The organism is Scandinavium hiltneri, from assembly GCF_024764835.1.
Lineage (GTDB): Bacteria > Pseudomonadota > Gammaproteobacteria > Enterobacterales > Enterobacteriaceae > Scandinavium > Scandinavium hiltneri.
The window spans coordinates 1-24,201 of record NZ_JALIGE010000067.1; the positions used below are offsets into that span (position 1 = coordinate 1).

26 protein-coding genes, 1 pseudogene and 1 other annotated feature are annotated in these 24,201 nt (G+C 53.1%); of the genes and pseudogenes, 11 read left to right on the forward strand and 16 right to left on the reverse strand.

The genetic code is table 11. The features are described 5' to 3' along the window. Positions 1 to 405: 405 nt before the first annotated feature. From clpB to rluD, 3 genes are all read right to left on the reverse strand, one after another. Positions 406 to 2,979 carry an ATP-dependent chaperone ClpB gene (gene clpB / locus MUU47_RS02025; RefSeq protein ID WP_258986441.1) on the reverse strand — a complete coding sequence of 858 codons (2,574 nt, stop codon included), beginning with the start codon at positions 2,977 to 2,979 and terminating at the stop codon, positions 406 to 408. A gap of 128 nt (positions 2,980 to 3,107) precedes the next feature. Then, a complete protein-coding gene (gene yfiH / locus MUU47_RS02030) occupies positions 3,108 to 3,839 on the reverse strand; it encodes a purine nucleoside phosphorylase YfiH (RefSeq protein WP_258986443.1) in 732 nt (243 codons plus the stop codon). Continuing rightward, positions 3,836 to 4,816, reverse strand: a complete 981-nt coding sequence (rluD, locus tag MUU47_RS02035) for a 23S rRNA pseudouridine(1911/1915/1917) synthase RluD (protein WP_110512070.1) — start codon at positions 4,814 to 4,816, stop codon at positions 3,836 to 3,838. Before rluD ends, yfiH begins: the two co-directional genes overlap by 4 nt. A 131-nt stretch (positions 4,817 to 4,947) precedes the next feature. Between rluD and bamD the strand changes: the two genes are divergently transcribed. The 4 genes from bamD (at position 4,948) to pheA (ending at position 7,723) form a co-directional block, all read left to right on the forward strand. Next, positions 4,948 to 5,691, forward strand: a complete 744-nt coding sequence (gene bamD, locus MUU47_RS02040) for an outer membrane protein assembly factor BamD (RefSeq protein ID WP_258986444.1) — start codon at positions 4,948 to 4,950, stop codon at positions 5,689 to 5,691. Positions 5,692 to 5,960: 269 nt separating this feature from the next. Beyond that, entirely contained in the window at positions 5,961 to 6,293 is a 333-nt protein-coding gene (gene raiA, locus MUU47_RS02045; protein WP_159757793.1) for a ribosome-associated translation inhibitor RaiA, read from the forward strand. 121 nt (positions 6,294 to 6,414) lie between these two features. After that, positions 6,415 to 6,540 (forward strand) — a sequence feature (Phe leader region). Beyond that, entirely contained in the window at positions 6,416 to 6,463 is a 48-nt protein-coding gene (gene pheL / locus MUU47_RS02050) for a pheA operon leader peptide PheL (protein WP_110512077.1), read from the forward strand. Its footprint overlaps the feature before it by 48 nt. Before the next feature lie 22 nt (positions 6,541 to 6,562). Continuing rightward, entirely contained in the window at positions 6,563 to 7,723 is a 1,161-nt protein-coding gene (pheA, locus tag MUU47_RS02055; protein WP_258986445.1) for a bifunctional chorismate mutase/prephenate dehydratase, read from the forward strand. Here pheA and MUU47_RS02060 read toward each other — a convergent pair. The 3 genes from MUU47_RS02060 to aroF all read right to left on the reverse strand — a co-directional run bounded on the left by MUU47_RS02060 (position 7,720) and on the right by aroF (position 10,858). Then, complete coding sequence (locus MUU47_RS02060; protein ID WP_258986446.1) at positions 7,720 to 8,592, reverse strand: SMP-30/gluconolactonase/LRE family protein; 873 nt, start codon at positions 8,590 to 8,592, stop codon at positions 7,720 to 7,722. The two genes, pheA and MUU47_RS02060, sit on opposite strands and share 4 nt — an antisense overlap. Positions 8,593 to 8,656: 64 nt before the next feature. Continuing rightward, positions 8,657 to 9,778, reverse strand: coding sequence for a bifunctional chorismate mutase/prephenate dehydrogenase (tyrA, locus tag MUU47_RS02065; RefSeq protein WP_258986447.1), 1,122 nt, complete (start codon positions 9,776 to 9,778; stop codon positions 8,657 to 8,659). Between the two features lie 9 nt (positions 9,779 to 9,787). After that, positions 9,788 to 10,858, reverse strand: a complete 1,071-nt coding sequence (gene aroF / locus MUU47_RS02070; protein ID WP_258986448.1) for a 3-deoxy-7-phosphoheptulonate synthase AroF — start codon at positions 10,856 to 10,858, stop codon at positions 9,788 to 9,790. A gap of 220 nt (positions 10,859 to 11,078) precedes the next feature. On the opposite strand from aroF, the gene MUU47_RS02075 reads away from it, so the two are divergent. Continuing rightward, positions 11,079 to 11,453 carry a DUF2799 domain-containing protein gene (locus tag MUU47_RS02075; RefSeq protein WP_258986449.1) on the forward strand — a complete coding sequence of 125 codons (375 nt, stop codon included), beginning with the start codon at positions 11,079 to 11,081 and terminating at the stop codon, positions 11,451 to 11,453. Positions 11,454 to 11,616: 163 nt separating this feature from the next. Continuing rightward, positions 11,617 to 11,751: pseudogene (locus MUU47_RS02080) on the forward strand (OmpA family protein); the annotation flags it as partial. 3 nt (positions 11,752 to 11,754) lie between these two features. On the opposite strand, the gene MUU47_RS02085 reads toward MUU47_RS02080, so the two are convergent. From MUU47_RS02085 to ffh, 7 genes are all read right to left on the reverse strand, one after another. Beyond that, positions 11,755 to 13,122 carry a PepSY-associated TM helix domain-containing protein gene (locus tag MUU47_RS02085; RefSeq protein WP_258986450.1) on the reverse strand — a complete coding sequence of 456 codons (1,368 nt, stop codon included), beginning with the start codon at positions 13,120 to 13,122 and terminating at the stop codon, positions 11,755 to 11,757. 58 nt (positions 13,123 to 13,180) lie between these two features. Continuing rightward, positions 13,181 to 13,585, reverse strand: coding sequence for a DUF2946 domain-containing protein (locus MUU47_RS02090; RefSeq protein WP_258986451.1), 405 nt, complete (start codon positions 13,583 to 13,585; stop codon positions 13,181 to 13,183). 128 nt (positions 13,586 to 13,713) lie between these two features. Beyond that, positions 13,714 to 14,061 carry a 50S ribosomal protein L19 gene (gene rplS, locus MUU47_RS02095; RefSeq protein ID WP_031374778.1) on the reverse strand — a complete coding sequence of 116 codons (348 nt, stop codon included), beginning with the start codon at positions 14,059 to 14,061 and terminating at the stop codon, positions 13,714 to 13,716. Between the two features lie 40 nt (positions 14,062 to 14,101). Then, a complete protein-coding gene (gene trmD, locus MUU47_RS02100) occupies positions 14,102 to 14,869 on the reverse strand; it encodes a tRNA (guanosine(37)-N1)-methyltransferase TrmD (RefSeq protein ID WP_110512057.1) in 768 nt (255 codons plus the stop codon). Positions 14,870 to 14,914: 45 nt separating this feature from the next. Continuing rightward, complete coding sequence (rimM, locus tag MUU47_RS02105) at positions 14,915 to 15,463, reverse strand: ribosome maturation factor RimM (protein WP_159776935.1); 549 nt, start codon at positions 15,461 to 15,463, stop codon at positions 14,915 to 14,917. Between the two features lie 18 nt (positions 15,464 to 15,481). After that, positions 15,482 to 15,730, reverse strand: a complete 249-nt coding sequence (rpsP, locus tag MUU47_RS02110; RefSeq protein ID WP_159757921.1) for a 30S ribosomal protein S16 — start codon at positions 15,728 to 15,730, stop codon at positions 15,482 to 15,484. A 113-nt stretch (positions 15,731 to 15,843) separates the two neighbouring features. Then, the gene (gene ffh / locus MUU47_RS02115) at positions 15,844 to 17,205 is read right to left on the reverse strand and encodes a signal recognition particle protein (protein WP_125352746.1); all 1,362 of its coding nucleotides are present in this window, start codon (positions 17,203 to 17,205) and stop codon (positions 15,844 to 15,846) included. A 165-nt stretch (positions 17,206 to 17,370) separates the two neighbouring features. Here ffh and MUU47_RS02120 point away from each other — a divergent pair, with 165 nt between their 5' ends. Both MUU47_RS02120 and MUU47_RS02125 read left to right on the forward strand, forming a co-directional pair. Then, positions 17,371 to 18,162 (forward strand): cytochrome C assembly family protein, encoded by a 792-nt coding sequence (locus tag MUU47_RS02120; RefSeq protein ID WP_110512053.1) that lies wholly within the window; start codon positions 17,371 to 17,373, stop codon positions 18,160 to 18,162. Between the two features lie 19 nt (positions 18,163 to 18,181). Continuing rightward, entirely contained in the window at positions 18,182 to 19,468 is a 1,287-nt protein-coding gene (locus MUU47_RS02125; protein ID WP_258986452.1) for an HlyC/CorC family transporter, read from the forward strand. Positions 19,469 to 19,513: 45 nt separating this feature from the next. On the opposite strand, the gene grpE is transcribed toward MUU47_RS02125, so the two are convergent. Next, on the reverse strand, positions 19,514 to 20,107 hold the full coding sequence (gene grpE, locus MUU47_RS02130) for a nucleotide exchange factor GrpE (RefSeq protein ID WP_159776938.1): 594 nt from the start codon (positions 20,105 to 20,107) through the stop codon (positions 19,514 to 19,516). A 122-nt stretch (positions 20,108 to 20,229) separates the two neighbouring features. Between grpE and nadK the strand changes: the two genes are divergently transcribed. The 3 genes from nadK to bamE all read left to right on the forward strand — a co-directional run bounded on the left by nadK (position 20,230) and on the right by bamE (position 23,329). Next, positions 20,230 to 21,108 (forward strand): NAD(+) kinase, encoded by an 879-nt coding sequence (nadK, locus tag MUU47_RS02135; RefSeq protein ID WP_258964496.1) that lies wholly within the window; start codon positions 20,230 to 20,232, stop codon positions 21,106 to 21,108. 86 nt (positions 21,109 to 21,194) lie between these two features. Further along, the gene (gene recN / locus MUU47_RS02140) at positions 21,195 to 22,856 is read left to right on the forward strand and encodes a DNA repair protein RecN (protein WP_258986453.1); all 1,662 of its coding nucleotides are present in this window, start codon (positions 21,195 to 21,197) and stop codon (positions 22,854 to 22,856) included. Between the two features lie 137 nt (positions 22,857 to 22,993). Continuing rightward, positions 22,994 to 23,329, forward strand: a complete 336-nt coding sequence (bamE, locus tag MUU47_RS02145; RefSeq protein WP_258986455.1) for an outer membrane protein assembly factor BamE — start codon at positions 22,994 to 22,996, stop codon at positions 23,327 to 23,329. Between the two features lie 52 nt (positions 23,330 to 23,381). Here bamE and MUU47_RS02150 read toward each other — a convergent pair whose 3' ends face one another. Both MUU47_RS02150 and MUU47_RS02155 read right to left on the reverse strand, forming a co-directional pair. Continuing rightward, positions 23,382 to 23,669 carry an RnfH family protein gene (locus tag MUU47_RS02150; protein ID WP_258986458.1) on the reverse strand — a complete coding sequence of 96 codons (288 nt, stop codon included), beginning with the start codon at positions 23,667 to 23,669 and terminating at the stop codon, positions 23,382 to 23,384. Continuing rightward, entirely contained in the window at positions 23,659 to 24,096 is a 438-nt protein-coding gene (locus tag MUU47_RS02155; RefSeq protein WP_258986459.1) for a type II toxin-antitoxin system RatA family toxin, read from the reverse strand. Before MUU47_RS02155 ends, MUU47_RS02150 begins: the two co-directional genes overlap by 11 nt. Positions 24,097 to 24,201 lie beyond the last annotated feature (105 nt).

The window sequence follows — 24,201 nt, forward strand, 5'->3', positions numbered from 1 at the left end:
AAGACTTGGTATTCTATTTAGCGTCTTTCGACGTTTAAGAATCCATGTCACTTTGAGTGCCCACACAGATTGTCTGATAAATTGTTAAAGAGCAGTGAGTTACGCGCTTTCGCTTGCTAACTCGAGGCCCCGTATAATACGTTTTCCTCATTCAGAGTCAAGCGTTTATTTTCGCTTTTCTCTGTCAGGATTTCCTGGGAAACCCTTCTGACCCGGCGGCTAGCGTGCCGTTGTTCCGTGTCAGTGGAGGCGCATTATAGGGAGTTCTGACGAGACGGCAAGTATAAATTTGAAAAAAACTTTCGACAGCTCAACATTCATACAAATAATGTGCCAGACGGTAATATTCGCCTGGTTTTTAAACAAAAACGAGCCCCTGAGGGCCCGTTTTTGCATTTATGTGACTTACTGCACTGCCACAATATGGTCGTCTTTGACTTTCAGCAGGATAGTTTTCCCAGGAATCAGCTCTCCAGAAAGGATTTGCTGTGCCAGTGGGTTTTCAATCTGCTGCTGAATAGCGCGTTTCAATGGCCGTGCGCCGTAAACCGGGTCATAGCCATTGGCACTCAGCAGCGCCAGCGCATCATCTTCTATATGTACATCGTATCCACGCTCTTCGAGACGCTGGTAAAGACGCTGCAGCTGGATCTTCGCAATCGATGCAATGTGTTTTTCACCCAGAGGATGGAAGACCACCACTTCATCAATACGGTTGATGAACTCTGGGCGGAAGCTGTGGCTCACCACATCCAGCACCAGATCTTTCATGTGCCCATAATCCAGCTCGCCGAAACGTTCCTGAATCAAGTCGGAACCCAGGTTCGACGTCATGATGACCACGGTATTGCGAAAATCTACCGTTCTCCCCTGCCCGTCCGTCAGTCGTCCATCGTCCAGCACCTGAAGGAGAATGTTGAATACATCAGGATGCGCTTTCTCTACTTCATCCAGCAGAATGACAGAATAAGGACGACGACGGACCGCTTCGGTCAGATAGCCACCTTCTTCATAGCCAACATATCCAGGAGGCGCACCGACCAGACGCGAGACGGAGTGTTTCTCCATAAACTCGGACATATCGATACGCACCATCGCATCGTCGCTATCGAACATGAAGTTAGCCAGCGCTTTGCAAAGCTCGGTTTTACCGACACCGGTTGGCCCGAGGAACAGGAACGAACCAATCGGACGATTCGGGTCAGACAAACCAGCCCGACTACGGCGAATGGCATTGGAAACGGCTTCTACCGCTTCGTTCTGGCCAATCACCCTGCTGTGCAACGCCTGCTCCATACGCAGCAGTTTGTCACGCTCGCCTTCCAGCATTCTCGCCACCGGGATCCCGGTCCAGCGCGCCAGCACATCGGCAATCTCTACGTCGGTAACGCGGTTACGCAGCAGACGCATGGTTTTGCCTTCAGACTGCTCGGCAATCGTCAGTTGTTTTTCCAGCTCCGGAATTTTGCCGTACTGCAATTCAGACATCCGCGCTAAATCACCGACGCGACGAGCCTGTTCAATCGCAATCTTCGCCTGCTCAAGTTCAGACTTAATCGTCTGCGTTCCGGACAGAGACGCTTTTTCCGCTTTCCACTCTTCTTCCAGTTCCGAATACTGACGTTCTTTATCGTCCAGTTCTTCGTTGAGCATATCCAGACGTTTCAGGCTGGCTTCGTCAGACTCTTTCTTCAAGGCCTGCTGTTCCAGCTTGAGCTGGATGATGCGGCGTTCAAGTCGGTCAAGCTCTTCCGGTTTGGAGTCAATCTCCATGCGGATACTGGACGCAGCTTCATCGATAAGGTCGATGGCTTTATCCGGTAACTGTCGGTCGGCAATATAGCGGTGCGACAATGTCGCCGCAGCCACAATCGCCGGGTCTGTGATTTGCACGTGGTGGTGCAATTCATAACGCTCTTTCAGGCCACGTAAAATCGCGATAGTGTCTTCAACTGTCGGCTCCGCCACGAATACTTTCTGGAATCGACGCTCAAGCGCAGCGTCCTTCTCTATATATTGACGATATTCATCAAGCGTAGTGGCCCCGACGCAGTGCAGTTCACCACGCGCCAATGCGGGTTTCAGCATGTTACCGGCATCCATTGCGCCGTCAGCTTTACCGGCACCAACCATGGTGTGCAGCTCATCAATAAACAGGATGACGTTGCCTTCCTGTTTTGAGAGATCGTTCAGCACGCCTTTCAGACGCTCTTCGAACTCACCGCGGTATTTCGCCCCGGCCACCAGCGCACCCATATCCAGCGCCAGTACCCGGCGGCCTTTCAGCCCTTCCGGTACTTCGCCGTTAACAATACGCTGAGCCAGCCCTTCGACGATCGCGGTTTTACCCACTCCAGGCTCACCGATCAGAACCGGGTTGTTTTTGGTACGACGCTGCAATACCTGAATGGTACGGCGGATTTCTTCGTCACGGCCGATGACCGGATCAAGTTTCCCCTGTTCGGCTCGCTCGGTGAGATCAAGGGTATATTTCTTTAACGCCTGACGCTGATCTTCAGCACCCTGGTCATTCACGTTTTCACCTCCACGCATTTGTTCAATCGCCTGCGTCACATTGGCGGTTGTTGCTCCGGCGGTTTTTAACAGGTCGGCAAGCGTGCCACGTGATTCAAGCGCCGCCAGAACAAACAGCTCTGACGAGATAAAGTTGTCATTTCGTTTTTGCGCCAGCTTGTCGCAAAGATTCAATACACGGACCAGATCCTGAGACGGCTGAACGTCACCGCCAGTGCCTTCCACCTGCGGTAAACGGCTCAATGCCTGATCGATGGCCGTGCGTAACTGCCCGGCATTAATGCCAGCTGAAGTTAATAAAGGACGTACCGAACCGCCTTCCTGATTCAGAAGTGCGCTCATGAGATGAAGAGGTTCGATGAATTGGTTGTCGTGCCCTAATGCCAAAGATTGGGCATCGGCGAGTGCAAGCTGGAATTTATTGGTAAGACGATCCAGACGCATAATTCCTCCCATAACAGGTCAATTTTGCTACTGGAGATTAAATGAGGTCATCCCTCAATTATTCAAGGTTAGAGACCTGGACTATGTGAAAAATATGTCAGCCTTCTGGATCGTCTTGATTCTTTAGGTTATATCAGCCAAATGAAACTTGCCATACGACCGGTGGTCCGATCGCGTCGATAAGAGAAAAAATCATCCTTTTCGCTTAGCGTACAGCGTTCACCGCCGAACACCTGAGTCACGCCGAGATTTGCCAGACGCTGACGGGCTAACTGATAGATATCGGCGAAATACTTCTCGCCAGCAGGGCGGAAAGCGCTATCAGCTTTCGCATCTTTATCCATGAATGCTTCGCGGACTTCCGGACCCACTTCGAATGCCAGCGGACCAATTGCAGGGCCAAGCCAGGCGAGAATGTTTTCCGGCTTAGCCTGAAATTGTGCGACGGTTTGCTCAAGCACGCCATCACATAAACCACGCCAACCCGCATGGGCGGCAGCCACTTCAGTACCCGCCTGATTACAAAACAGCACCGGAAGGCAGTCGGCAGTCATCACTGCACAGACCAGACCCGCCTTGTTGCTGTATGACGCGTCGGCCCGTTTGGAACCGTACTCGCCACCGGTCAGCGTTAGTATTGCATTACCGTGGACCTGCTCAAGCCAGACCGGACGCGATGGAAACGCGGCCGCTTCGTAGAAGCGACGACGGTTCTCTTCAACGTGCTCCAGATTATCACCACAGTGGGCACCGAGATTAAGAGAATCCCAGGGAGACGCACTCACGCCACCCACTCGCGTTGAGCTACATGCACCGACGCCCGCAGGCATCGGCCACTGTGGAACAATAATCTTGGTCATAACCAGGCGACGTCGTCCTTGTGTTCTTCAAAATCTGCGCGCATAGCGGCAATGAGATCAACCATATCCTGTGGAATTGGCGCATGCCATTCCATCTCGATGCCCGTAATTGGATGGTAGAGGCGAAGCATGGTTGCGTGCAGCGCCTGGCGATCGAATTTACGCAGTTCAGTGATGAAGGCTTCTGACGCCCCTTTCGGTGGACGCGGACGGCCGCCGTAAAGCTGATCGCCCACCAGCGGATGGGTGATGTGCGACATGTGCACACGAATCTGGTGCGTACGCCCCGTTTCCAGACGCAGACGCAGACGCGTGTGAATACGGAAATGCTCCATGATGCGGTAATGCGTCACCGCCGGTTTACCCATTGGGTGAACGGACATGTGGGTACGCTTGGTCGGATGGCGACTGATCGGTTCTTCCACCGTTCCGCCCGACGTCATGTGACCAATTGCGACGGCCTCATATTCGCGGGTAATTTCACGCAGCTGCAGCGATTCCACCAGACGCGTTTGCGCTGGAACGGTTTTCGCAACGACCATCAAACCGGTGGTGTCTTTATCCAGACGATGGACAATACCCGCACGTGGAACATCGACAATCGGCGGATAATAATGCAGCAGCGCATTAAGGATAGTCCCGTCTGGGTTGCCCGCACCCGGATGCACGACCAGACCGCGAGGCTTGTTGATAACGAGAATGTCGTCATCTTCATAGACGATGGTCAGCGGGATATCCTGCGGCTCGAACCGCGCTTCTTCTTCGATTTCAGCGTTGATGGCGACATGTTCTCCCCCCAACACTTTCTCCTTCGGCGTGCTACAAATGACGCCGTTAACCAGCACTCGCTGGTCAAGAATCCATTCTTTTATGCGTGAACGTGAATAATCCGGGAACATTTCGGCCAAAGCCTGATCTAAGCGTTGACCGAGTTGTTTTTCGGATACCGTTGCGGTGAGTTGTACTTGTTGTGCCATAAACAGCTTCTTCGTTTAACGTTGGGTTTTACGGCTTCGCCGTATAATATAGTGTGCTATTGTAGCTGGTCTTAATCGGGAGCAGGAATGATAATCTCCCGCATAAACATTCTGAGGAAAGTCAAAACGTCATGACGCGCATGAAATACCTGGTGGCCCTTGCCACACTCAGCCTGGCTTTGGCGGGTTGTTCCGGTTCAAAGGAAGAGGTGCCTGATAGCCCGCCAAATGAAATCTACGCGACTGCTCAACAAAAGTTGCAGGACGGTAACTGGAAACAGGCGATAACGCAACTGGAAGCGTTGGATAACCGCTATCCATTCGGCCCGTATTCTCAGCAGGTTCAGCTCGACCTGATTTATGCGTACTACAAAAACGCCGATCTGCCGTTGGCTCAGGCTGCCATCGACCGCTTCATGCGTCTTAACCCGACTCACCCGAATATCGACTACGTCATCTATATGCGTGGCCTGACCAATATGGCACTGGATGACAGCGCCCTACAGGGCTTCTTTGGCGTTGACCGCTCTGACCGCGATCCGCAGCATGCCCGTGATGCATTCAATGACTTCTCCAAGCTGGTCCGCGGCTATCCGCAGAGCCAGTACACCTCCGACGCCTACAAGCGCATGGTGTTCCTGAAAGACCGCCTGGCGAAGTATGAGCTGTCGGTTGTGGATTACTACACCGATCGCGGTGCATGGGTTGCTGTAGTGAACCGCACGGAAGGCATGTTGCGTGATTTCCCGGACACGCAGGCTACTCGCGATGCGCTGCCGAAGATGGAAAAAGCCTACCGCGAAATGCAGATGAACGCTCAGGCCGACAAAGTGGCGAAAATCATTGCCGCCAATGGCGACAAGACCAGCAGTTGATTGTCCTGATAACGAAAAAGGCAGCCCAAAAGGCTGCCTTTTTTTATGCAATTCGTGAGGACGCTGAACCGGTTTAGCTCGCAGTCATCCCATCAACTATGGCCCTCTTTTCCCCATTCCTCAAGTATTAAATCCCCTGTTCCTGTCCTGCCTCACAAATTACGCTGACTGACAAAAAGTGACAAAATAACGTGATACAAATCACACATTTTGACATTGAGAACGGTATGCTGGAATCACCAAGACGGGAAAGACAAGAGGTAAAATTTATGACAATGAACATTACCAGTAAACAAATGGATATTACTCCGGCCATCCGCCAGCACGTCGCAGACCGTCTCACCAAACTTGAAAAATGGCAAACTCATCTGATTAACCCCCATATTGTTCTGTCTAAGGAACCGCAGGGCTTTGTTGCCGATGCAACCATGAACACGCCGAATGGCCACTTGGTTGCCAGCGCACGTCACGAAGATATGTACACTGCCATTAATGAATTGATCAACAAGCTGGAAAGGCAGCTCAATAAAGTGCAACACAAAGGGGAAGCACGTCGCGCCAACGCATCGGTGAAAGACGTCAACTTCGTTGAACAAGAGTAATCCTTATCAACTGTGTTAATCCAACGCGCCTCCGGGCGCGTTTTTTGTGCCCGACTGTTTTAGCTGTTGACAGCATGAAAACAGTACGGTTACTTTAACTACGTGCTTCTAAGGAAACCCTGATGAAAATTGTCCCGTTCTTCTTCGCATTCTTTTTTACCTTCCCCTGATTGGGAGGCGTTTCGTCGTGTGATAAAGAATGCGAAGACGAACAATAAGGCCTCCCACAACGGGGGGCCTTTTTTATTGATAACAAGAAAGGCGACATTATGACTGCGGAAAACCCGTTACTGGCTCTGCGCGATAAGATAAGCGCACTGGATGAAAAGTTGCTCTCGCTGCTGGCCGAGCGTCGTGGGCTGGCTGTTGACGTGGGTAAAGCGAAACTGTTATCTCATCGCCCGGTACGCGACATCGACCGAGAGCGCGATCTGCTCGAGCGTCTGATTACCCTGGGCCAGACACATCATCTCGATGCGCACTACATCACACGTCTGTTCCAGCTGATTATCGAGGATTCGGTCCTGACTCAGCAGGCGCTGCTTCAGCAGCATCTGAACAAAATTAACCCGCACTCAGCGCGCATCGCATTCCTTGGGCCGAAAGGATCGTATTCCCACCTCGCTGCACGTCAATACGCTGCCCGTCATTTTGAGGAGTTTATCGAAAGCGGCTGCGCGAAATTCTCTGACATTTTCAATCAGGTCGAAACCGGACAAGCTGACTACGCCGTGGTACCGATTGAAAACACAAGCTCAGGTGCGATCAACGACGTTTACGATCTGCTGCAGCACACCAGCCTGTCGATTGTGGGCGAGATGACTATCCCTATCGATCACTGCGTGCTGGTTTCCGGCTCGACCAGTCTCGACCAAATCGAAACCGTATACAGCCATCCACAACCCTTCCAGCAGTGCAGCCAGTTCCTGAATCGCTATCCTCACTGGAAAATTGAGTACACCGAAAGCACGTCAGCGGCGATGGAAAAAGTGGCCGAAGCCAATTCTCCACACGTAGCCGCGCTCGGCAGCGAGGCGGGTGGCGGTCTTTATGGATTACAGGTGCTGGAACGCAATCTGGCCAACCAGACGCAGAACATTACTCGCTTCGTGGTCCTGGCCCGTAAAGCCATCAACGTCTCCGATCAGGTGCCAGCCAAAACAACGCTACTGATAGCCACCGGGCAACAGGCCGGTGCACTGGTCGAAGCGCTGCTGGTATTACGTAATCATAATGTGATCATGACCAAGCTGGAGTCGCGTCCGATTTACGGCAATCCGTGGGAAGAGATGTTTTATCTGGATGTGCAGGCCAATCTGGAAGCCGAAGCAATGCAAAGCGCATTGAAAGAGCTGGGTGAAATCACCCGCTCCATGAAAGTGCTGGGCTGTTATCCGAGCGAAACCGTTGTGCCGGTTGACCCGGCTTAACCGCCGATAAACGGTAGTTTCTTCATCCCTGCGACGGCAACAGGCAGGGTGAAGATTGCGCCGGAGAGCGGATATTGACGAACCTCTTCGGCGCTCATGTTTTCTCGGGTGGTAGTTATAAACAACGTTTTCATCTCAGGACCACCAAAGCACACCATCGTCGGGCAACGAACCGGCAAACGATACTCTTCCAGTTGCTGTCCCTCAGGTGAAAAACGTGCCACCCGCCAGCCATCGAACATCGCACTCCAGTAGCAGCCTTCTTCATCTATCGCGGCGCCATCCGGAATGCCCTCGCCCGCTCTGAAATGACGGAATGGTTCACGCTTTCCTGGCTCACCTTGCTCATCCAACGGCGTACGATAGATAACGCCATTTGGGGTATCCGAGGTGTACATCCATTTTTTATCAGCGCTAAAGGCCAGCCCGTTGGCACCGTGAATATCACACTGAATAACTTTCGGTTTGAGTTTATTATCTATCCGCACCAGCAGCGCGCCGTTGTAATCGCCCGGCCCCCAGAACGTGCCTGCGTAAAAACGGCCGTCACGATCGGTTCCGCCGTCGTTAAAACGAGCCAGCTGTGGATTACTCGGGTTATCGCAAATTTTACGCACCAGTAGCCCGCGACTGTCGCTTAACCAGATAGCGCTGCGCAGGGCGACGATAAACCCGCCCTTTTCCCGAAGTGAAAAACACCCCACCTCTTCTGGAAACTGCAATACCTGATGTTCGCCACTCCTGATATCGTAACGATGAATTTCATACTCCAGGATGTCGGCCCAATAGAGCGCCTGCTCGGCCTCGCTCCAGGTTGGGCACTCCGGCAAATGACCGGTGTAATCAAACAGCACATCAGGTTGAGCCATATTCGTTTCCCTATAAAAAAAGCCAGCGGGTTTCCCCTCTGGCTTTTGAGTATAAACAGTTTTTTTATTGCCGACTGTCGTTCGCCTGCCGTAACAGTGTCCGGCTTTCGCTCTGGAAGCGCTGAGCGTAATCGCCGAACCAGTGTTCAACCTTACGGAAGCTGTCGATAAAGGCTTGTTTGTTGCCCTGATCCAGCAGTTCAATCGCCTCGCCAAATCGTTTGTAGTAACGTTTGATCAGCGCAATATTGCTCTGCGAAGACATGATGATGTCCGCATACAGCTGAGGATCCTGCGCAAACAGACGCCCAACCATCGCCAGCTCCAGGCGGTAAATCGGTGACGACAGCGCCAGCAACTGTTCCAGCTGGACATTCTCTTCCGCCAGATGCAGTCCGTACGCAAAGGTCGCGAAGTGGCGCAGTGCCTGAATGAACGCCATATTCTGGTCGTGTTCCACCGCGCTGATACGGTGCAAACGTGCACCCCAGACCTGAATCTGCTCCAGGAACCATTGGTACGCTTCCGGCTGACGACCATCGCAGTACACCACAACCTGTTTCGCCAGGCTGCCGCTGTCCGGGCCGAACATCGGGTGTAATCCCAGTACCGGACCATTGTGTGCCGCCAGCATTGCCTGCAACGGAACGGCTTTCACCGATGCCAGATCGACCAGAATACAGTCCGCGGGTAGGGCTGGCAGCTTCTCGATTATCTCCGCTGTGGAGTGAATCGGTACACTGACGATAACCATTCCCGCATCGGAGAGCATCTCTTCCGCGCGCGTCCAGTCGTCCTTTTCGAGGATCCGCACCTGATAACCTGACAGGGTCAGCATTTTCTCAAACAAACGCCCCATCTGGCCGCCACCACCGACGATAACCACCGGACGCAGTTGCGGACAAAGCGTTTTAAAGCCTTTGTCATTTTCACTGGAGTAAGATTCGCGCATCACCCGACGCAGAACGTCTTCGATAAGATCGGGCGGAACCCCTAACGCAGCGGCCTCCTGACGGCGCGACGCTAACATCGACGCCTCGCGCTCAGGAACGTAAATCGGCAAGCCATACTTACTTTTGACTTCGCCGACTTCAGCCACCAGCTCCAGACGGCGCGCCAATAATTCCAGCAGCGCCTTATCTACTTCATCTATTTGATCGCGTAGCGCGGTCAGTTCAGCAACCATAAATTCCTCTTACGCCAGACGAGCCGCCAGCTGGCCGCGCAAATCTTTATCAAGTTCGCGCAGCAGCGCATCCGTCGCTTCCCAGCTGATGCAGGCATCGGTCACAGACACGCCGTATTTCATATCGCAACGCGGCTGTTCGGAAGACTGATTGCCTTCATGAATATTACTTTCAATCATCAGACCGATAATGGAACGGTTACCATCTTTAATCTGTGCAACCACGGATTCTGCCACGGCAGGCTGACGGCGGTAGTCTTTGTTGGAGTTACCATGACTGCAATCTACCATCAGCGCAGGCTTCAGTCCCGCCTGTTCCATCTCTTTTTCGCACTGAGCGACGTCTGCCGGGCTGTAGTTTGGCGCTTTACCGCCGCGCAGGATCACATGCCCATCCGGGTTGCCCTGAGTTTGCAGCAGGCAAACCTGACCAGCCTGGTTGATACCGACAAAACGGTGTGGCATCGCCGCCGCACGCATGGCATTGATCGCCGTCGCGAGGCTGCCGTCGGTGCCGTTTTTAAAGCCAACTGGCATTGACAGACCGGATGCCATTTCGCGGTGAGTCTGAGATTCTGTAGTACGCGCGCCAATAGCGGACCAGCTGAACAGATCGCCAAGGTACTGCGGGCTGTTCGGGTCGAGCGCTTCAGTCGCCAGCGGCAGGCCCATGCTGACCAGTTCCACCAACAGACGTCGCGCAATTTTCAAACCACCTTCAACATCAAACGAGCCATCCATGTGTGGATCGTTGATCAACCCTTTCCAGCCAACGGTGGTACGCGGTTTTTCAAAGTAGACACGCATCACCAGGTAGAGGCTATCGCTGACCTCTGCGGCAAGGGCTTTAAATCGACGAGCGTATTCAATCGCGGCTTCCGGATCGTGGATAGAGCAAGGCCCACAGACCACCAGCAGACGCGGATCGCGCCCGGCAATGATATCGGAAATGGTCTGACGAGACTGGGCAATCTGGTCTTCCTGTTCAATGGTCAGCGGGAATTCCGCTTTCAGGACTTCAGGAGTGATCAGAACGTGTTCGTCGGCGATATGTACGTTGTTCAGCGCGTCTTTTTGCATGATGGCGATCCTGTATAGCTCGTTTGCGATAAAAGGGTTTCCTCAGCGAGGTTGAGCCTACGATACCACACATGGTAAAGATTTCAATCCACAATTCGTAAATTTTACTTTACAGCAAGCGTTTTTAGCGCATTTATTTCACACATTACCGTAAATAAATCATTCCACTCGCGATATGCAGTGACTCCGCTATGCTGAAAGCACTGATATGGAGAAGCCTATGAAGCCAGTCCTGTGTGCGCTTTTACTTTTATTATTGAACGGATGCCAGATTGATCCCTACACCCATTCACCTCAATGGACCAGCACCGATTGGTACGGCGAAGGTATTGATGATGGCCGAAGTGGCGTGATCGCCCGAAGTGATAGCCAGCTGGCGAGCGACCAGAACGATCCCAAAGTCGATCGTAAAGCGTATCTGAAGGGTTATGCCTTGGGTCTGAAAGATATCTGCACGCCACATCTGCTTTTTGGCTGGGGTGTTTCCGGCAAGATTTACCCTGAAGGTTGCGATAGCCTGGATAACGCTGCGGCGCTACGTGAAGCCTGGCAGAAAGGAATGAATGAAGGAACGCAATCCAACAGGTTAAATTGATGGGCCTTCATAAACCCGTAATTAATGTTGGAACAATCAAACTTAGCGCACAGGGTATTGATTACGGGTGCTAATGACTGGCTGAGTATATATCCTACATCAATGCATTAATCCTGGATGCGTGGAACATGAGTGAGCCCCGGTAGCGACTTGTATTGTGCCCGCTCTCGTTGGCACTATTCCGCGCACCAATCTCACGACGCGCGGACTTGGGAAAAAATACCCCGTTGCCAGCAATAAAACGGCGCAGGGCCGCGCTGAAAACCACCGCGTAACGGTCGTCATCAGCGCACCCTGACGGTTAGTCTGCTGACTGAACCGTTGCGACTGTGCTGGCCATGCGCCAGCGCAGTACATCCACGGCGACAAACAGCAGTAAACTGACGCCTAATACGGGCATCGCTACGCCCAACAACACGGCCAGCGCAGATACCGTCCACTGCCCCACTCGCGACAAATCAAACCAGCTTTGGGTAAGTGTGGTCAACGGATTATATTTCGCAGGCGTTGGACGCCGACACCACCACAGCCGATAACCTACCACAATCATCACGCACAGCGCCGCGCCAAAGGCTACCAGCAGGATCTGATTCAGCACACCAAATAGCAGCCCCATGTGGAAATCCACGCCCCAGCGCGTCAGCTTTGCCATCAGCGGAAAATCAGCAAAACGCGTGCGATCGACGATCTGCATTTTTGCCGCGTCGATCGCCACAGCGTCGACCTGAGTCGGCCAGCCACGATCGATCTCCGTCACCGTCCACGCTTTGTCTTCACTTTTTGCCGGACGGATTTCAACTTTGCTGGCATCAATCCCTCCCTTCTGTGCCAGATGAAGTACGTCATCAAACAACACAACGTCCGGGGCCATCATTGCCATCGTCATTCCACCGTGACCGCCATGATGCTCAGCGTGCGGGTCTGACATCATCATTTGGCCATTCAACTGGGTATTCACCTGCGGCGTCAGCCAGTTTAACGCTGAGCGCAGCTTATCGACGTTACCGCCGGCCCACTGTGACCAGGTTAAGCCTGTCGCCGAGAACAGCAACATACCGCCCAGCAGGATCCAGCCCAGCATCACATGCACCCGACGATTATTCTGCACGCGGTTACGGATGCGCCGTTTCGGCCGGGTAAAGAACCACAGCGCAATTCCGCCGCAGGCCGCCAGCCACATCCACGATGCTGCCAGCTCGCTGTAAAGCCGTCCGACATCACCCAGCAGCAGCGAACGATGTGCGTAATCAATCCACTGACGCAGAGGCAAAATGCCGCTGGTGCCGTAAACCGTTATATCGCCTTTCACCGCCAGCGTTACGGGGTCGATAAACAGCGCCCGGCTTTCAGACTCACCCAAAGAGGGGGAGCTAAACATCACGCGAGTGGTTTCACCGGGCGTCAGTGACGGACGCACGGCATACAGCGCCAGGTTCTGGCCCGTCGCGTTTTCTGCCACGGCGATTTGTTCGGCCAGAGAGTGTGGCTCTCCGCCTTTTTCTGCGGTCAGGGCGTCGCGATACAGCAGATTTTCCAGCTGCGGCGTCGCAACGTACAGCGTGCCGGTCAGTGCCGCCACGAAGATGAACGGTCCGACAAACAGACCAATAGAAAAATGAAGACGACGCAGCAGGTTGACCCATGCCGCGCGCGGGGTGCAGGTTGTCATACTTTTCCTTTTAAAAAGCAAACAAGGAGTGTGGCGCTTGGCGCCCATTCTTATGTTGTTAACAGGTAAAAGCAGACAGACACGGCGGTGCGCGGGTAGGAGGATAAAGCCACGGGGAAAAATGCCAGACCTGCACGCGCAGTCGCGGCGGTCGTAAACGCAGGCGTAACGATAACGCGCAGACCAGCAGCACCAGGGCCAGAATAAGCCCCGGTACGTGCGCCAACAGCACACAGTAGCCGCAGGCCTCAGCGTGATCGACCGGCGTCGTGCCCGGAGGGTGCCCATCATGATGCTCGCTCATCATCGACATATCGTGATGCATACCGGGCATTGCACTCATCGGGTCTTTTTGCAGTGAAACGGAAATCAGCGGCGCCACAATAATCAACGCAATAGCAAACAGCGCGAACCAGGCCGCGACGCGTTTACCGTTACTACGATGAAATGTGTTCTCTGCCATCTGTCCTCCGAAGCGGGGACATTGTAAATGATTTGCAGCGGGAAGGTTAACATTCGAGAGGAATGACAATAAAAAAGGGCCAGCCTTGCGGCCAGCCCTTTTTAACTTGGATGTCGCTTAAGCGAATCTTAGTTAAGACGCTCTTTGATACGAGCAGACTTACCAGTACGCTCACGCAGGTAGTACAGTTTAGCTTTACGAACGGCACCACGACGTTTAACAGTAATGCTGTCAATGACTGGAGAGTGAGTCTGGAAGACACGCTCAACGCCTTCGCCGTTGGAAATTTTGCGAACAGTGAATGCAGAGTGCAGACCGCGGTTACGGATAGCGATAACCACGCCCTCGAATGCCTGCAGACGTTTTTTGGAACCTTCAACAACCCATACTTTCACTTCCACGGAGTCACCCGGACGGAAAGAAGGTACGTCCTGCTTCATCTGCTCTTGTTCAATTTGCTTAATAATGTTGCTCATAATTTAATCTCTTATCCTGGGTAAACTGATATTTGGGGGCTTACGCCTCACCATCATGTTTATGTTGCTGTTGTGCGTGTTCCCGTTGGAACTCCGCCAGCAACCTTGCTTGCTCTTCAGTCAGAGCCAGGTTTTCCAGAAGTTCAGGTCTTCTAAGCCAGGTCCGGCCCAGCGACTGCTTCAAACGCCAGCGACGTATCTCGGCATGGTTGCCTGACAGTAAAACTGCCGGGACCTCCATTCCTTCCAACACTTCAGGGCGAGTATAGTGTGGACAGTCCAACAAACCGTCAGCAAAGGAATCTTCCGTTGCTGATGCTTCATGGCCCAGAACACCCGGAATAAACCGGGAGACCGAGTCAATCAGCGTCATTGCTGGTAACTCACCACCGCTGAGAACGTAATCGCCGATAGACCATTCTTCGTCAATCTCGGTTTGGATTACGCGCTCATCTACCCCTTCATAGCGACCGCACACCAGAATCAATTTCTGACTCGCTGCCAGTTCGCTGACGCCTGCTTGATCAAGCTTGCGTCCCTGAGGTGAAAGATAAATCACTTTCGCGCCTTCACCTGCCGCGGCTTTTGCTGCATGAATAGCATCCCGCAAAGGTTGCACCATCATTAGCATCCCCGGTCCGCCGCCGTAAGGACGTTCGTCCACGGTACGGTGCCGGTCATGAGCGAAATCACGAGGACTCCAGCTCTGGATGCTCAGCAGGCCATTTTTTACTGCCCGGCCAGTTACCCCGTAGTCGGTAATCGCGCGAAACATCTCTGGAAACAGGCTAACTACACCAATAAACACAAGCCAATCCCCATAGTGCCGTCTTTTACCGGTAATCCGGAGGTTTTAAAAACCAGGATCCCAATCTACTTCAATGGTTTGAGTAGTGAGATCGACTTTCTTGATAACCTGCCCATCGAGGAACGGGACCAACCGCTCCTTGATACCAAACGCATCTTTCAGGTTTGCCTTAATGACGAGAACGTCATTGGACCCGGTTTCCATCATGTCGATGACTTTACCAAGGTCATAGCCTTCAGTGGTCACAACCTGGCAACCCATAAGGTCTTTCCAGTAGTAGTCACCCTCTCCGAGCTGAGGCAACTGCGAGGAATCCACGAAAATTTCGCAATTCGTCATGAGATTCGCAGCATCCCGGTCTTCAACGCCTTTCAGCTTGATAACCAGATCCTGATTGTGGTGACGCCAGCTTTCCAGCTCGACGATTTGCCACTGACCCGCCTTCTGGATATACCAGGGCTGATAGTCAAAAATGCTTTCGGTGTCTTCGGTGGAAGAAAACACTCTGAGCCAACCACGAATACCGTAGGAAGAGCCCAATTTGCCGACCACGATAGGTTCAGCAGGGACTTTCGCGGCGAGTTGCTTGCTCATCATGACCACCGTGACAGATTAAGCTGCTTTGTTTGCTGCTTTGATCAGCGTAGCTACGCGATCAGAAACAGTTGCGCCCTGGCCAACCCAGTGAGCGATACGATCCAGATCCAGGCGAGTGCCTTCTTCTGAAGCGGAAGCGATTGGGTTGAAGAAACCAACGCGCTCAATGAAGCGGCCGTTGCGTGCATTACGGCTGTCAGCAACGACAACCTGGTAGAACGGACGCTTTTTTGCGCCGTGACGTGCTAAACGAATAGTTACCATAACATCCTCTTGTGTGAATAAAACACAGGGCCCCATCGAGGAACGGAGCCCAGTGTCATATTAAAAGCCCGAAAATTTTACTCATTTCGGCGCAAAATGCAATCTAAATGAGCTTATCGCCCCGGGAAACCCGGTGGCATCATCCCTTTCATACCGCGCATCATCTTCGCCATACCGCCTTTCTTCATTTTCTTCATCATGCGCTGCATGTCGTCGAACTGTTTCAGAAGACGGTTAACGTCCTGCACCTGCATACCGCAGCCCGCTGCGATACGGCGTTTACGGGAACCTTTGATGATTTCCGGGTGGGCGCGTTCTTTGAAGGTCATCGAGTTGATAATCGCCTCCATACGCACCAGCACTTTGTCATCCATCTGCGCTTTCACGTTGTCAGGAATCTGGCCCATGCCCGGCAGTTTGCCCATCAGGCTTGCCATGCCGCCCATGTTTTTCATCTGGCGCAGCTGCTCAAGGAAATCGGTGAGGTCAAAGCCGTCGCCTTTCTTGAGTTTATTCGCCAGCTTTTCAGCCTGCGCGCGGTCCACTTTGCTTTCGATATCTTCGATAAGCGAAAGCACGTCGCCCATGCCGAGAATACGAGACGCGATACGATCCGGATGGAACGGCTCCAGCGCTTCAGTTTTCTCGCCGACGCCGAGGAATTTAACCGGCTTACCGGTAATGTGACGAATCGAGAGCGCCGCACCGCCGCGGGCATCACCATCGACTTTGGTCAGAATAACACCGGTCAGCGGCAGCGCTTCGTTAAACGCCTTCGCCGTATTCGCGGCATCCTGACCGGTCATTGCATCGACCACAAACAGCGTTTCTACCGGATTAATCGCGGCATGAACCTGTTTAATTTCGTCCATCATCGCTTCGTCGACGTGCAAACGACCGGCGGTATCCACCAGCAGCACGTCATAGAATTTCAGCTTCGCTTCTTTCAGCGCCGCATTAACGATATCGACAGGCTTTTGAGCCACATCTGACGGGAAGAAATCGACACCCACCTGTTCGGCAAGGGTTTCCAGCTGTTTAATCGCCGCAGGGCGATAAACGTCCGCCGACACGACCAGCACTTTCTTCTTATGCTTCTCGCGCAGGAACTTGCCGAGCTTGCCGACGCTGGTTGTTTTACCGGCACCCTGCAGGCCCGCCATCAGTACGACAGCTGGTGGCTGAGCGGCCAGGTTCAGAACCTGATTTTCTTCGCCCATCGCCGCAACCAGTTCTTTACGAACGATTTTGACGAATTCCTGGCCTGGCGTCAGGCTCTTGTTAACTTCATGCCCAACCGCGCTTTCTTTTACGCGGTTGATGAAATCACGAACGACAGGCAGCGCGACGTCAGCTTCCAGCAGCGCCATGCGCACTTCGCGCAGCGTGTCTTTGATGTTGTCTTCAGTAAGGCGTCCGCGACCGCTGATGTTGCGCAGCGTACTCGACAAACGATCGGTTAAATTATCAAACATTGTCTCTCGCCTGAGGTGGAAACGTACGGTCGCCACAGCGACACATTCACAGAATTTTGCCGCAGTATAACACGACACCGCACGAGTTGTGATGCAACGGTTGGAGCCTGAGCCCCGTAACGTTATACTGCTTCTCTTTCATCACACGCCAATGTCGACATCTCTATGCCTGTTTTTGCCCTGCTCGCACTTGTTGCCTACTCCATCAGCCTTGCGCTGATCATTCCTGGCCTGCTGCAAAAAAACAGCGGCTGGCGGCGCATGGCAATTCTTTCTGCGGTCATTGCCCTCATCTGTCACGCATTTGCGCTCGAAGCGCGAATTTTGCCCGGCGGTGATAGCGGACAAAACCTGAGCCTGTTGAACGTCGGTTCGCTGGTCAGCCTGATGATTTGTACGGTGATGACCATCGTTGCTTCGCGTAACCGCGGCTGGCTGTTGCTGCCGATTGTGTATGCGTTTGCCTTGATCAATCTCGCCTTCGCCACCTTCATGCCTAATGAGTTTATTACGCATCTGGAAACGACGCCGGGAATGATGGTGCACATTGGCCTGTCGCTGTTTGCCTACGCAACGCTGATTATCGCCGCGCTGTATGCCTTCCAGTTGGCGTGGATCGACTATCAGCTCAAGAATAAAAAACTCGCCTTTAGCAGCGAAATGCCGCCGCTAATGAGCATCGAACGTAAAATGTTTCACATCACCCAGGTGGGAGTTGTGCTGCTCACTCTGACCCTGTGCACCGGTTTGTTTTATCTGCACAACCTGTTCAGCGTTGAAAATATCGACAAAGCAGTGCTGTCTATTATCGCGTGGTTTGTCTATATCGTGTTGTTATGGGGTCACTATCATGAAGGCTGGCGCGGACGTCGCGTGGTCTGGTTTAACGTGGCTGGCGCAGGTCTTCTGACGCTGGCCTATTTTGGCAGCCGTGTGCTGCAACAGTTTGTGAGCTAAGACTTAAAGGAAACCCGGTTTGGAACATATCTCAACCACGACGCTTATCATTACGCTTGTCGTCATGGTTATTATCTCTGCCTACTTCTCCGGTTCAGAAACCGGGATGATGACCCTTAATCGCTATCGATTACGTCATATGGCAAAACAGGGCAACAAGGCCGCAAAACGTGTCGAAAAGCTGCTGCGTAAACCTGACCGCCTGATTAGCCTGGTGCTGATCGGCAACAACCTCGTCAATATTCTCGCCTCTGCGTTAGGCACAATCGTCGGTATGCGCCTGTACGGCGATGCGGGTGTGGCGATTGCCACCGGTATTTTGACCTTCGTGGTGCTAATTTTCGCCGAAGTGCTGCCGAAAACCATCGCCGCCTTGTATCCCGAAAAAGTCGCCTACCCGAGCAGCTTCCTGCTGGCCCCGCTGCAAATTCTGATGATGCCGCTGGTATGGCTGCTGAACACCATCACCCGCATCCTAATGCGCATGATGGGCATCAAAACCGACACCACCATCAGCGGCGCAGTCAGCAAAGACGAACTGCGCACTATCGTGAACGAATCGCACTCGCAAATTTCCCGTCGCAATCAGGACATGCTGCTGTCGGTGCTGGATCTGGAAAAGGTCAGCGTCGACGACATCATGGTGCCACGCAACGAAATCGTGGGGATTGATATCAACGACGACTGGAAATCTATCGTCCGCCAGCTCACGCACTCTCCGCACGGGCGCATTGTGCTTTACCGTGAGTCGCTGGATGACGCCATCAGCATGCTGCGCGTGCGCGAAGCCTATCGCCTGATGACGGAGAAGCAAGAGTTCACCAAAGAAGTACTGCTGCGCGCCTCTGATGAAATTTACTACGTGCCGGAAGGTACGCCGCTCAGCACCCAGCTGGTGAAGTTCCAGCGGAACAAGAAAAAAGCGGGCCTGGTGGTCGACGAATACGGCGATATTCAGGGCCTGGTGACAGTGGAAGATATTCTGGAAGAGATCGTCGGCGATTTCACGACCTCTATGTCGCCATCGCTGGCAGAAGAAGTCACCCCGCAAAATGACGGTTCGGTGATTATCGACGGCACCGCCAACGTGCGTGAGCTGAACAAAGCCTTCAACTGGCATTTTCCGGAAGATGAGGCCCGCACCATCAATGGCGTGATTCTGGAAGCACTGGAAGAGATCCCGGCGATTGGCACACGGGTGCGCATCAACCATTACGACATCGATATTCTCGACGTGCAGGACAACATGATTAAGCAGGTGAAAGTCGTGCCGGTAAAATCGTTGCGGGAAAGCGTTGGGGAATAATTAAAAACCTCTCCCTCTTGATGAGGGAGAGGAAAAGTAAGCGACTTATGCCTTCGCTTTAGCGACCGAGACCATTGCCGCGCGAATGGTACGACCGTTCAGGGTATACCCCTTCTGCATCACCATCAGCACGTTGCCTGCAGCCACTTCTTCTGACTCAACCATCGCGATAGCCTGATGCACGTTCGGGTCCATCGGTACGTTGGTATCACCCACGACTTCCACGCCGTACTTGCGTACAACATCGAGCATGGATTTCAGGGTCAGTTCAATCCCTTCAATCATCGGAGCCATGTCCGGATTGGCTTTATCAGCCACTTCCAGCGCACGATCCAGGCTGTCGATAACCGGCAGAAGATCGTTCACGAACTTCTCCAGCGCAAATTTATGCGCCTTTTCGACGTCCAGTTCGGTACGACGACGCAGGTTTTCCATTTCGGCTTTCACACGCAGAACACCATCGCGTTCACGGGTCTGAGCTTCGTTAAGCTGCGCTTCCAGATTCGCAATTTGCTCATCGCGCGGATCCACCTGCTCAGCCGAAGTCTCAGGCTCCACGGCCTCTACCTCATCGTGCTGGTCCTTGATAATTTCTTCCGGGGCTTGCCCCTCAGGCGTTTTCTGTTCTTTACTACTCATGAATTTCTCCGCGTTTTTTCGTATTCATCTCGCTGACTTCGCTTATTATGGGGATCGTGCTGCGGGTTTCAAGGGAAGCAGGCACATTGTCATCATTCATTCGCCACAAGGACCTCCAGAAAATGAACAATCATTTCAAGTGTATCGGTATTGTCGGTCATCCCCGCCATCCTACCGCGCTGACCACACATGAAATGCTGTACCGCTGGCTGTGTACCAAAGGCTACAATGTCATTGTTGAACAACAGATTGCCCGCGAGCTGCAATTAAAGAACGTTGCCACCGGCACCCTGGCTGAAATTGGCCAACAGGCCGACCTGGCGGTCGTGGTCGGCGGTGATGGCAATATGCTCGGCGCGGCGCGAACGTTGGCTCGCTACGACATTAAAGTTATCGGCATTAACCGTGGCAACCTGGGCTTCCTGACTGATCTCGACCCCGATAACGCGCATCAGCAGCTGGCTGACGTGCTCGAAGGCCACTATATCACCGAGAAACGTTTTCTGCTTGAAGCACAGGTGTGCCAGAAAGAGTGTCAGAAACGCATCAGTACCGCCATCAACGAAGTTGTGCTGCACCCCGGAAAAGTGGCACACATGATTGAATTCGAAGTGTATATCGATGAAGTATTTGCCTTTTCCCAGCGCTCAGACGGCCTGATTATCTCGACGCCGACTGGCTCAACCGCCTACTCACTTTCAGCAGGCGGTCCAATTCTGACCCCTTCACTGGACGCCATCACGCTGGTGCCGATGTTCCCACACACGCTGTCCGCGCGCCCGCTGGTTATCAACAGCAGCAGCACCATTCGTCTGCGGTTTGCCCATCCCCGCAGTGACCTGGAAATCAGCTGTGACAGCCAGATTGCGCTGCCGATTCAGGAAGGCGAAGATGTCCTGATCCGCCGCTGCGATTATCACCTCAACCTGATTCACCCTAAAGATTACAACTATTTCAATACGTTGAGTTCAAAACTCGGCTGGTCAAAAAAATTGTTCTGATTTTGCTTTTCGGCTCTTTACTGTATAAAAAACCAGTTTATACTGTATGAAAATACAGTTATGGTTTTTCATACAGGAAGACGACTATGCTGGCACAACTTACCATCAGCAATTTTGCAATCGTACGTGAGCTTGAAATCGATTTTCACAGCGGAATGACGGCCATCACCGGGGAAACCGGTGCCGGTAAATCTATTGCGATTGATGCCCTTGGGTTGTGTCTGGGTGGCCGCGCCGAGGGCGACATCGTCCGCACCGGGGCGACCCGCGCCGATCTCTGCGCCCGCTTCGTCCTGAAAGATACGCCTGCGGCTCAACGCTGGCTGGAGCAAAACCAGCTGGAAGACGGACGTGAGTGTTTACTTCGCCGAGTGATCAGCAGCGACGGCCGTTCGCGCGGCTTCATTAACGGCACCGCCGTTCCTCTTTCTCAGCTCCGCGAACTCGGCCAACTGCTGATTCAAATTCACGGTCAGCACGCACACCAGCTTCTGGTGAAACCCGAACATCAAAAATCCCTGCTCGACGGCTACACGGGTGAGTCAGTGCTCACCCAGCGAATGGCGGAACAATATCGTCAGTGGCATCAGAGCTGTCGTGACCTCGCGCAGCATCAGCAGCTCAGCCACGAACGCATCGCGCGTGCGGAATTACTTCAGTATCAATTGAAAGAGCTGAACGAGTTCCAGCCGCTGGCGGGCGAGTTTGAGCAAATTGATGAAGAATACAAACGCCTCGCCAACAGCGGGCAGTTGATCAGCACCAGCCAACATGTCATGTCGATTCTAGCCGATGGCGAAGACGCGAACCTGTTAAGCCAGCTGTACAGCGCGCGCCAGCTTGTGACCGAACTGGTCTCCATGGACAGCAAAGTTTCCGGCGTGCTCGAAATGCTGGAAGAAGCGGCCATTCAGCTCAGCGAAGCCAGCGATGAACTGCGTCACTACTGTGACCGTCTCGACCTCGATCCGAATCGCCTGTTTGAACTTGAGCAGCGTATTTCACGCCAGATTGCGCTGGCGCGTAAGCACAATGTGCCCCCGGAAGAGCTCCCGGCATTTTATCAGTCTCTGCTCGATGAACAGCAGCAGTTGGACGACCAGGCCGATTCTGCGGAAACCCTGAGCCTCGCAGTGACTAAACACCACCAGCAGGCGCTGGAAACCGCCGAACAGCTACATGCATTGCGCCAGGCCAGCGCCACTGAATTAGCCGGGCTGATCACCGACAGCATGCACTCCTTATCGATGCCACACGGACTGTTCGCGATTGATGTCAGTTTCGAAGCAAACCACCTGACCGCCGAAGGGGCCGACCGCATTGAGTTTCGCGTCACAACCAACCCAGGTCAGCCGTTGCAGCCAATTGCGAAAGTCGCGTCCGGCGGTGAGCTTTCCCGTATCGCACTCTCTATCCAGGTGATCACCGCCCGTAAAATGGAAACCCCGGCGCTGATTTTTGATGAAGTCGATGTGGGTATCAGCGGCCCAACCGCTGCGGTCGTCGGCAAACTGCTGCGCCAGCTGGGTGAATCGACTCAGGTAATGTGCGTCACGCACCTGCCGCAGGTGGCAGGCTGTGGTCACCACCATTTCTACGTCAGCAAAGAAACCGACGGCGCAATGACCGAAACGCATATGCAGCCGCTCGATAAACGCGCGCGTTTGCAGGAATTGGCCCGTCTGCTCGGCGGAAGCGAAGTGACTCGCAACACGCTGGCGAACGCCAAAGAGTTGCTGGCGGCATAAACTTTTTCGGTAACTCAGGGTCATAGACAACAACAAAACGCCGTAAGACCAGTTTCAATGTAAGGCAAGGTCTATTATCATCGGCATATGACAATTGAGCCGTGAACTGCTCGGGCCCGAAAAGGAATCAAATCACTATGCGCTGTAAAATGCTGACTGCTGCCGCAGCGGTTGCTCTGATGTTGACCGCAGGCTGTTCCACTCTGGAGCGAGTGGTTTACCGTCCTGACATCAACCAGGGTAACTATCTGGCACCTAACGACGTCGCAAAAATTCGTGTCGGCATGACACAACAGCAGGTCGCCTACGCTCTGGGTACCCCAATGATGTCCGATCCGTTCGGAACAAATACCTGGTTCTATGTGTTCCGTCAGGAACCTGGCCACGAAAAAGTGACTCAGCAGACGCTGACCCTGACCTTCAACACCAGCGGTGTGCTGACTAACATCGACAACAAACCGGCGCTGACTTAAGGCAACTACGCCTGTCGCACTGACGTAAAAAAAGCGCTCATTGAGCGCTTTTTTATTTTGCAGATTTCTCGGCACGCTGGCGCCGTAGTGCTTTCGGATCGGCAATCAGCGGGCGATAAATTTCTACCCGGTCGCCATCATGTACCGCGTCCTGCAATTTAACAGCCCGACTCCAGACCCCCACTTTGTTGCTGGTGAGGTCGATTTCCGGACGCAAACGCATTAAGCCGCTGGCAACAATTGCCTGTTCAACAGTCGCGCCCTCTTCCAGCGAAACCTTATGCAGATACTGCTTTTCGGGCAAAGCATAAACGACTTCTACCGTAATATTAGCCGACACTGTAAACCTCTTTGGCGCGCAGCGTGAAAGCCTGCACCATATTGGAGGCCAGCTCTTTAAAGATGCGGCCAAACGCCATTTCAATCAGTTTATTGGTGAACTCAAAATCCAGATGAAACTCGATTTTGCACGCATCCTGGCTGAGCGGCGTGAACTTCCAGCCGCCGATCAATTTCTTGAACGGGCCATCCACCAGGTGCATCAAAATGCTTTGGTTATCGGTCAGCGTATTTCGGGTGGTGAAGGTTTTGCTGATACCCGCTTTTGATACATCAACCGCCGCCGTCATCTGCGACGGCCCGGCCTCCAGCACACGACTCCCGGTGCAACCAGGGATAAAGTCAGGATACGCGTCTACATCGTTCACAAGTTGGTACATCTGTTCCGCGCTGTAAGGCACGAGCGCAGTACGACTAATCTGGGGCATGGCTATTTCCACTCACTGTCATCGCGCAAATAATATCATTTATCCCCTGTTAAAAAAAACGCTGTGCCGTAACTCGTGCTAAGATACGCCATTGCGCCTCGCGGG

Excerpts from the sequence above, each read along its gene's own strand:
- clpB (WP_258986441.1), bottom strand. The coding sequence starts at position 2,979 with ATGCGTCTGGATCGTCTTACCAATAAATTCCAGCTTGCACTCGCCGAT.
- yfiH (WP_258986443.1), bottom strand. The coding sequence starts at position 3,839 with ATGACCAAGATTATTGTTCCACAGTGGCCGATGCCTGCGGGCGTCGGT.
- rluD (WP_110512070.1), bottom strand. The coding sequence starts at position 4,816 with ATGGCACAACAAGTACAACTCACCGCAACGGTATCCGAAAAACAACTC.
- bamD (WP_258986444.1), top strand. The coding sequence starts at position 4,948 with ATGACGCGCATGAAATACCTGGTGGCCCTTGCCACACTCAGCCTGGCT.
- raiA (WP_159757793.1), top strand. The coding sequence starts at position 5,961 with ATGACAATGAACATTACCAGTAAACAAATGGATATTACTCCGGCCATC.
- pheA (WP_258986445.1), top strand. The coding sequence starts at position 6,563 with ATGACTGCGGAAAACCCGTTACTGGCTCTGCGCGATAAGATAAGCGCA.
- MUU47_RS02060 (WP_258986446.1), bottom strand. The coding sequence starts at position 8,592 with ATGGCTCAACCTGATGTGCTGTTTGATTACACCGGTCATTTGCCGGAG.
- tyrA (WP_258986447.1), bottom strand. The coding sequence starts at position 9,778 with ATGGTTGCTGAACTGACCGCGCTACGCGATCAAATAGATGAAGTAGAT.
- aroF (WP_258986448.1), bottom strand. The coding sequence starts at position 10,858 with ATGCAAAAAGACGCGCTGAACAACGTACATATCGCCGACGAACACGTT.
- MUU47_RS02075 (WP_258986449.1), top strand. The coding sequence starts at position 11,079 with ATGAAGCCAGTCCTGTGTGCGCTTTTACTTTTATTATTGAACGGATGC.
- MUU47_RS02085 (WP_258986450.1), bottom strand. The coding sequence starts at position 13,122 with ATGACAACCTGCACCCCGCGCGCGGCATGGGTCAACCTGCTGCGTCGT.
- MUU47_RS02090 (WP_258986451.1), bottom strand. The coding sequence starts at position 13,585 with ATGGCAGAGAACACATTTCATCGTAGTAACGGTAAACGCGTCGCGGCC.
- rplS (WP_031374778.1), bottom strand. The coding sequence starts at position 14,061 with ATGAGCAACATTATTAAGCAAATTGAACAAGAGCAGATGAAGCAGGAC.
- rimM (WP_159776935.1), bottom strand. The coding sequence starts at position 15,463 with ATGAGCAAGCAACTCGCCGCGAAAGTCCCTGCTGAACCTATCGTGGTC.
- rpsP (WP_159757921.1), bottom strand. The coding sequence starts at position 15,730 with ATGGTAACTATTCGTTTAGCACGTCACGGCGCAAAAAAGCGTCCGTTC.
- ffh (WP_125352746.1), bottom strand. The coding sequence starts at position 17,205 with ATGTTTGATAATTTAACCGATCGTTTGTCGAGTACGCTGCGCAACATC.
- MUU47_RS02120 (WP_110512053.1), top strand. The coding sequence starts at position 17,371 with ATGCCTGTTTTTGCCCTGCTCGCACTTGTTGCCTACTCCATCAGCCTT.
- grpE (WP_159776938.1), bottom strand. The coding sequence starts at position 20,107 with ATGAGTAGTAAAGAACAGAAAACGCCTGAGGGGCAAGCCCCGGAAGAA.
- nadK (WP_258964496.1), top strand. The coding sequence starts at position 20,230 with ATGAACAATCATTTCAAGTGTATCGGTATTGTCGGTCATCCCCGCCAT.
- recN (WP_258986453.1), top strand. The coding sequence starts at position 21,195 with ATGCTGGCACAACTTACCATCAGCAATTTTGCAATCGTACGTGAGCTT.
- bamE (WP_258986455.1), top strand. The coding sequence starts at position 22,994 with ATGCGCTGTAAAATGCTGACTGCTGCCGCAGCGGTTGCTCTGATGTTG.
- MUU47_RS02155 (WP_258986459.1), bottom strand. The coding sequence starts at position 24,096 with ATGCCCCAGATTAGTCGTACTGCGCTCGTGCCTTACAGCGCGGAACAG.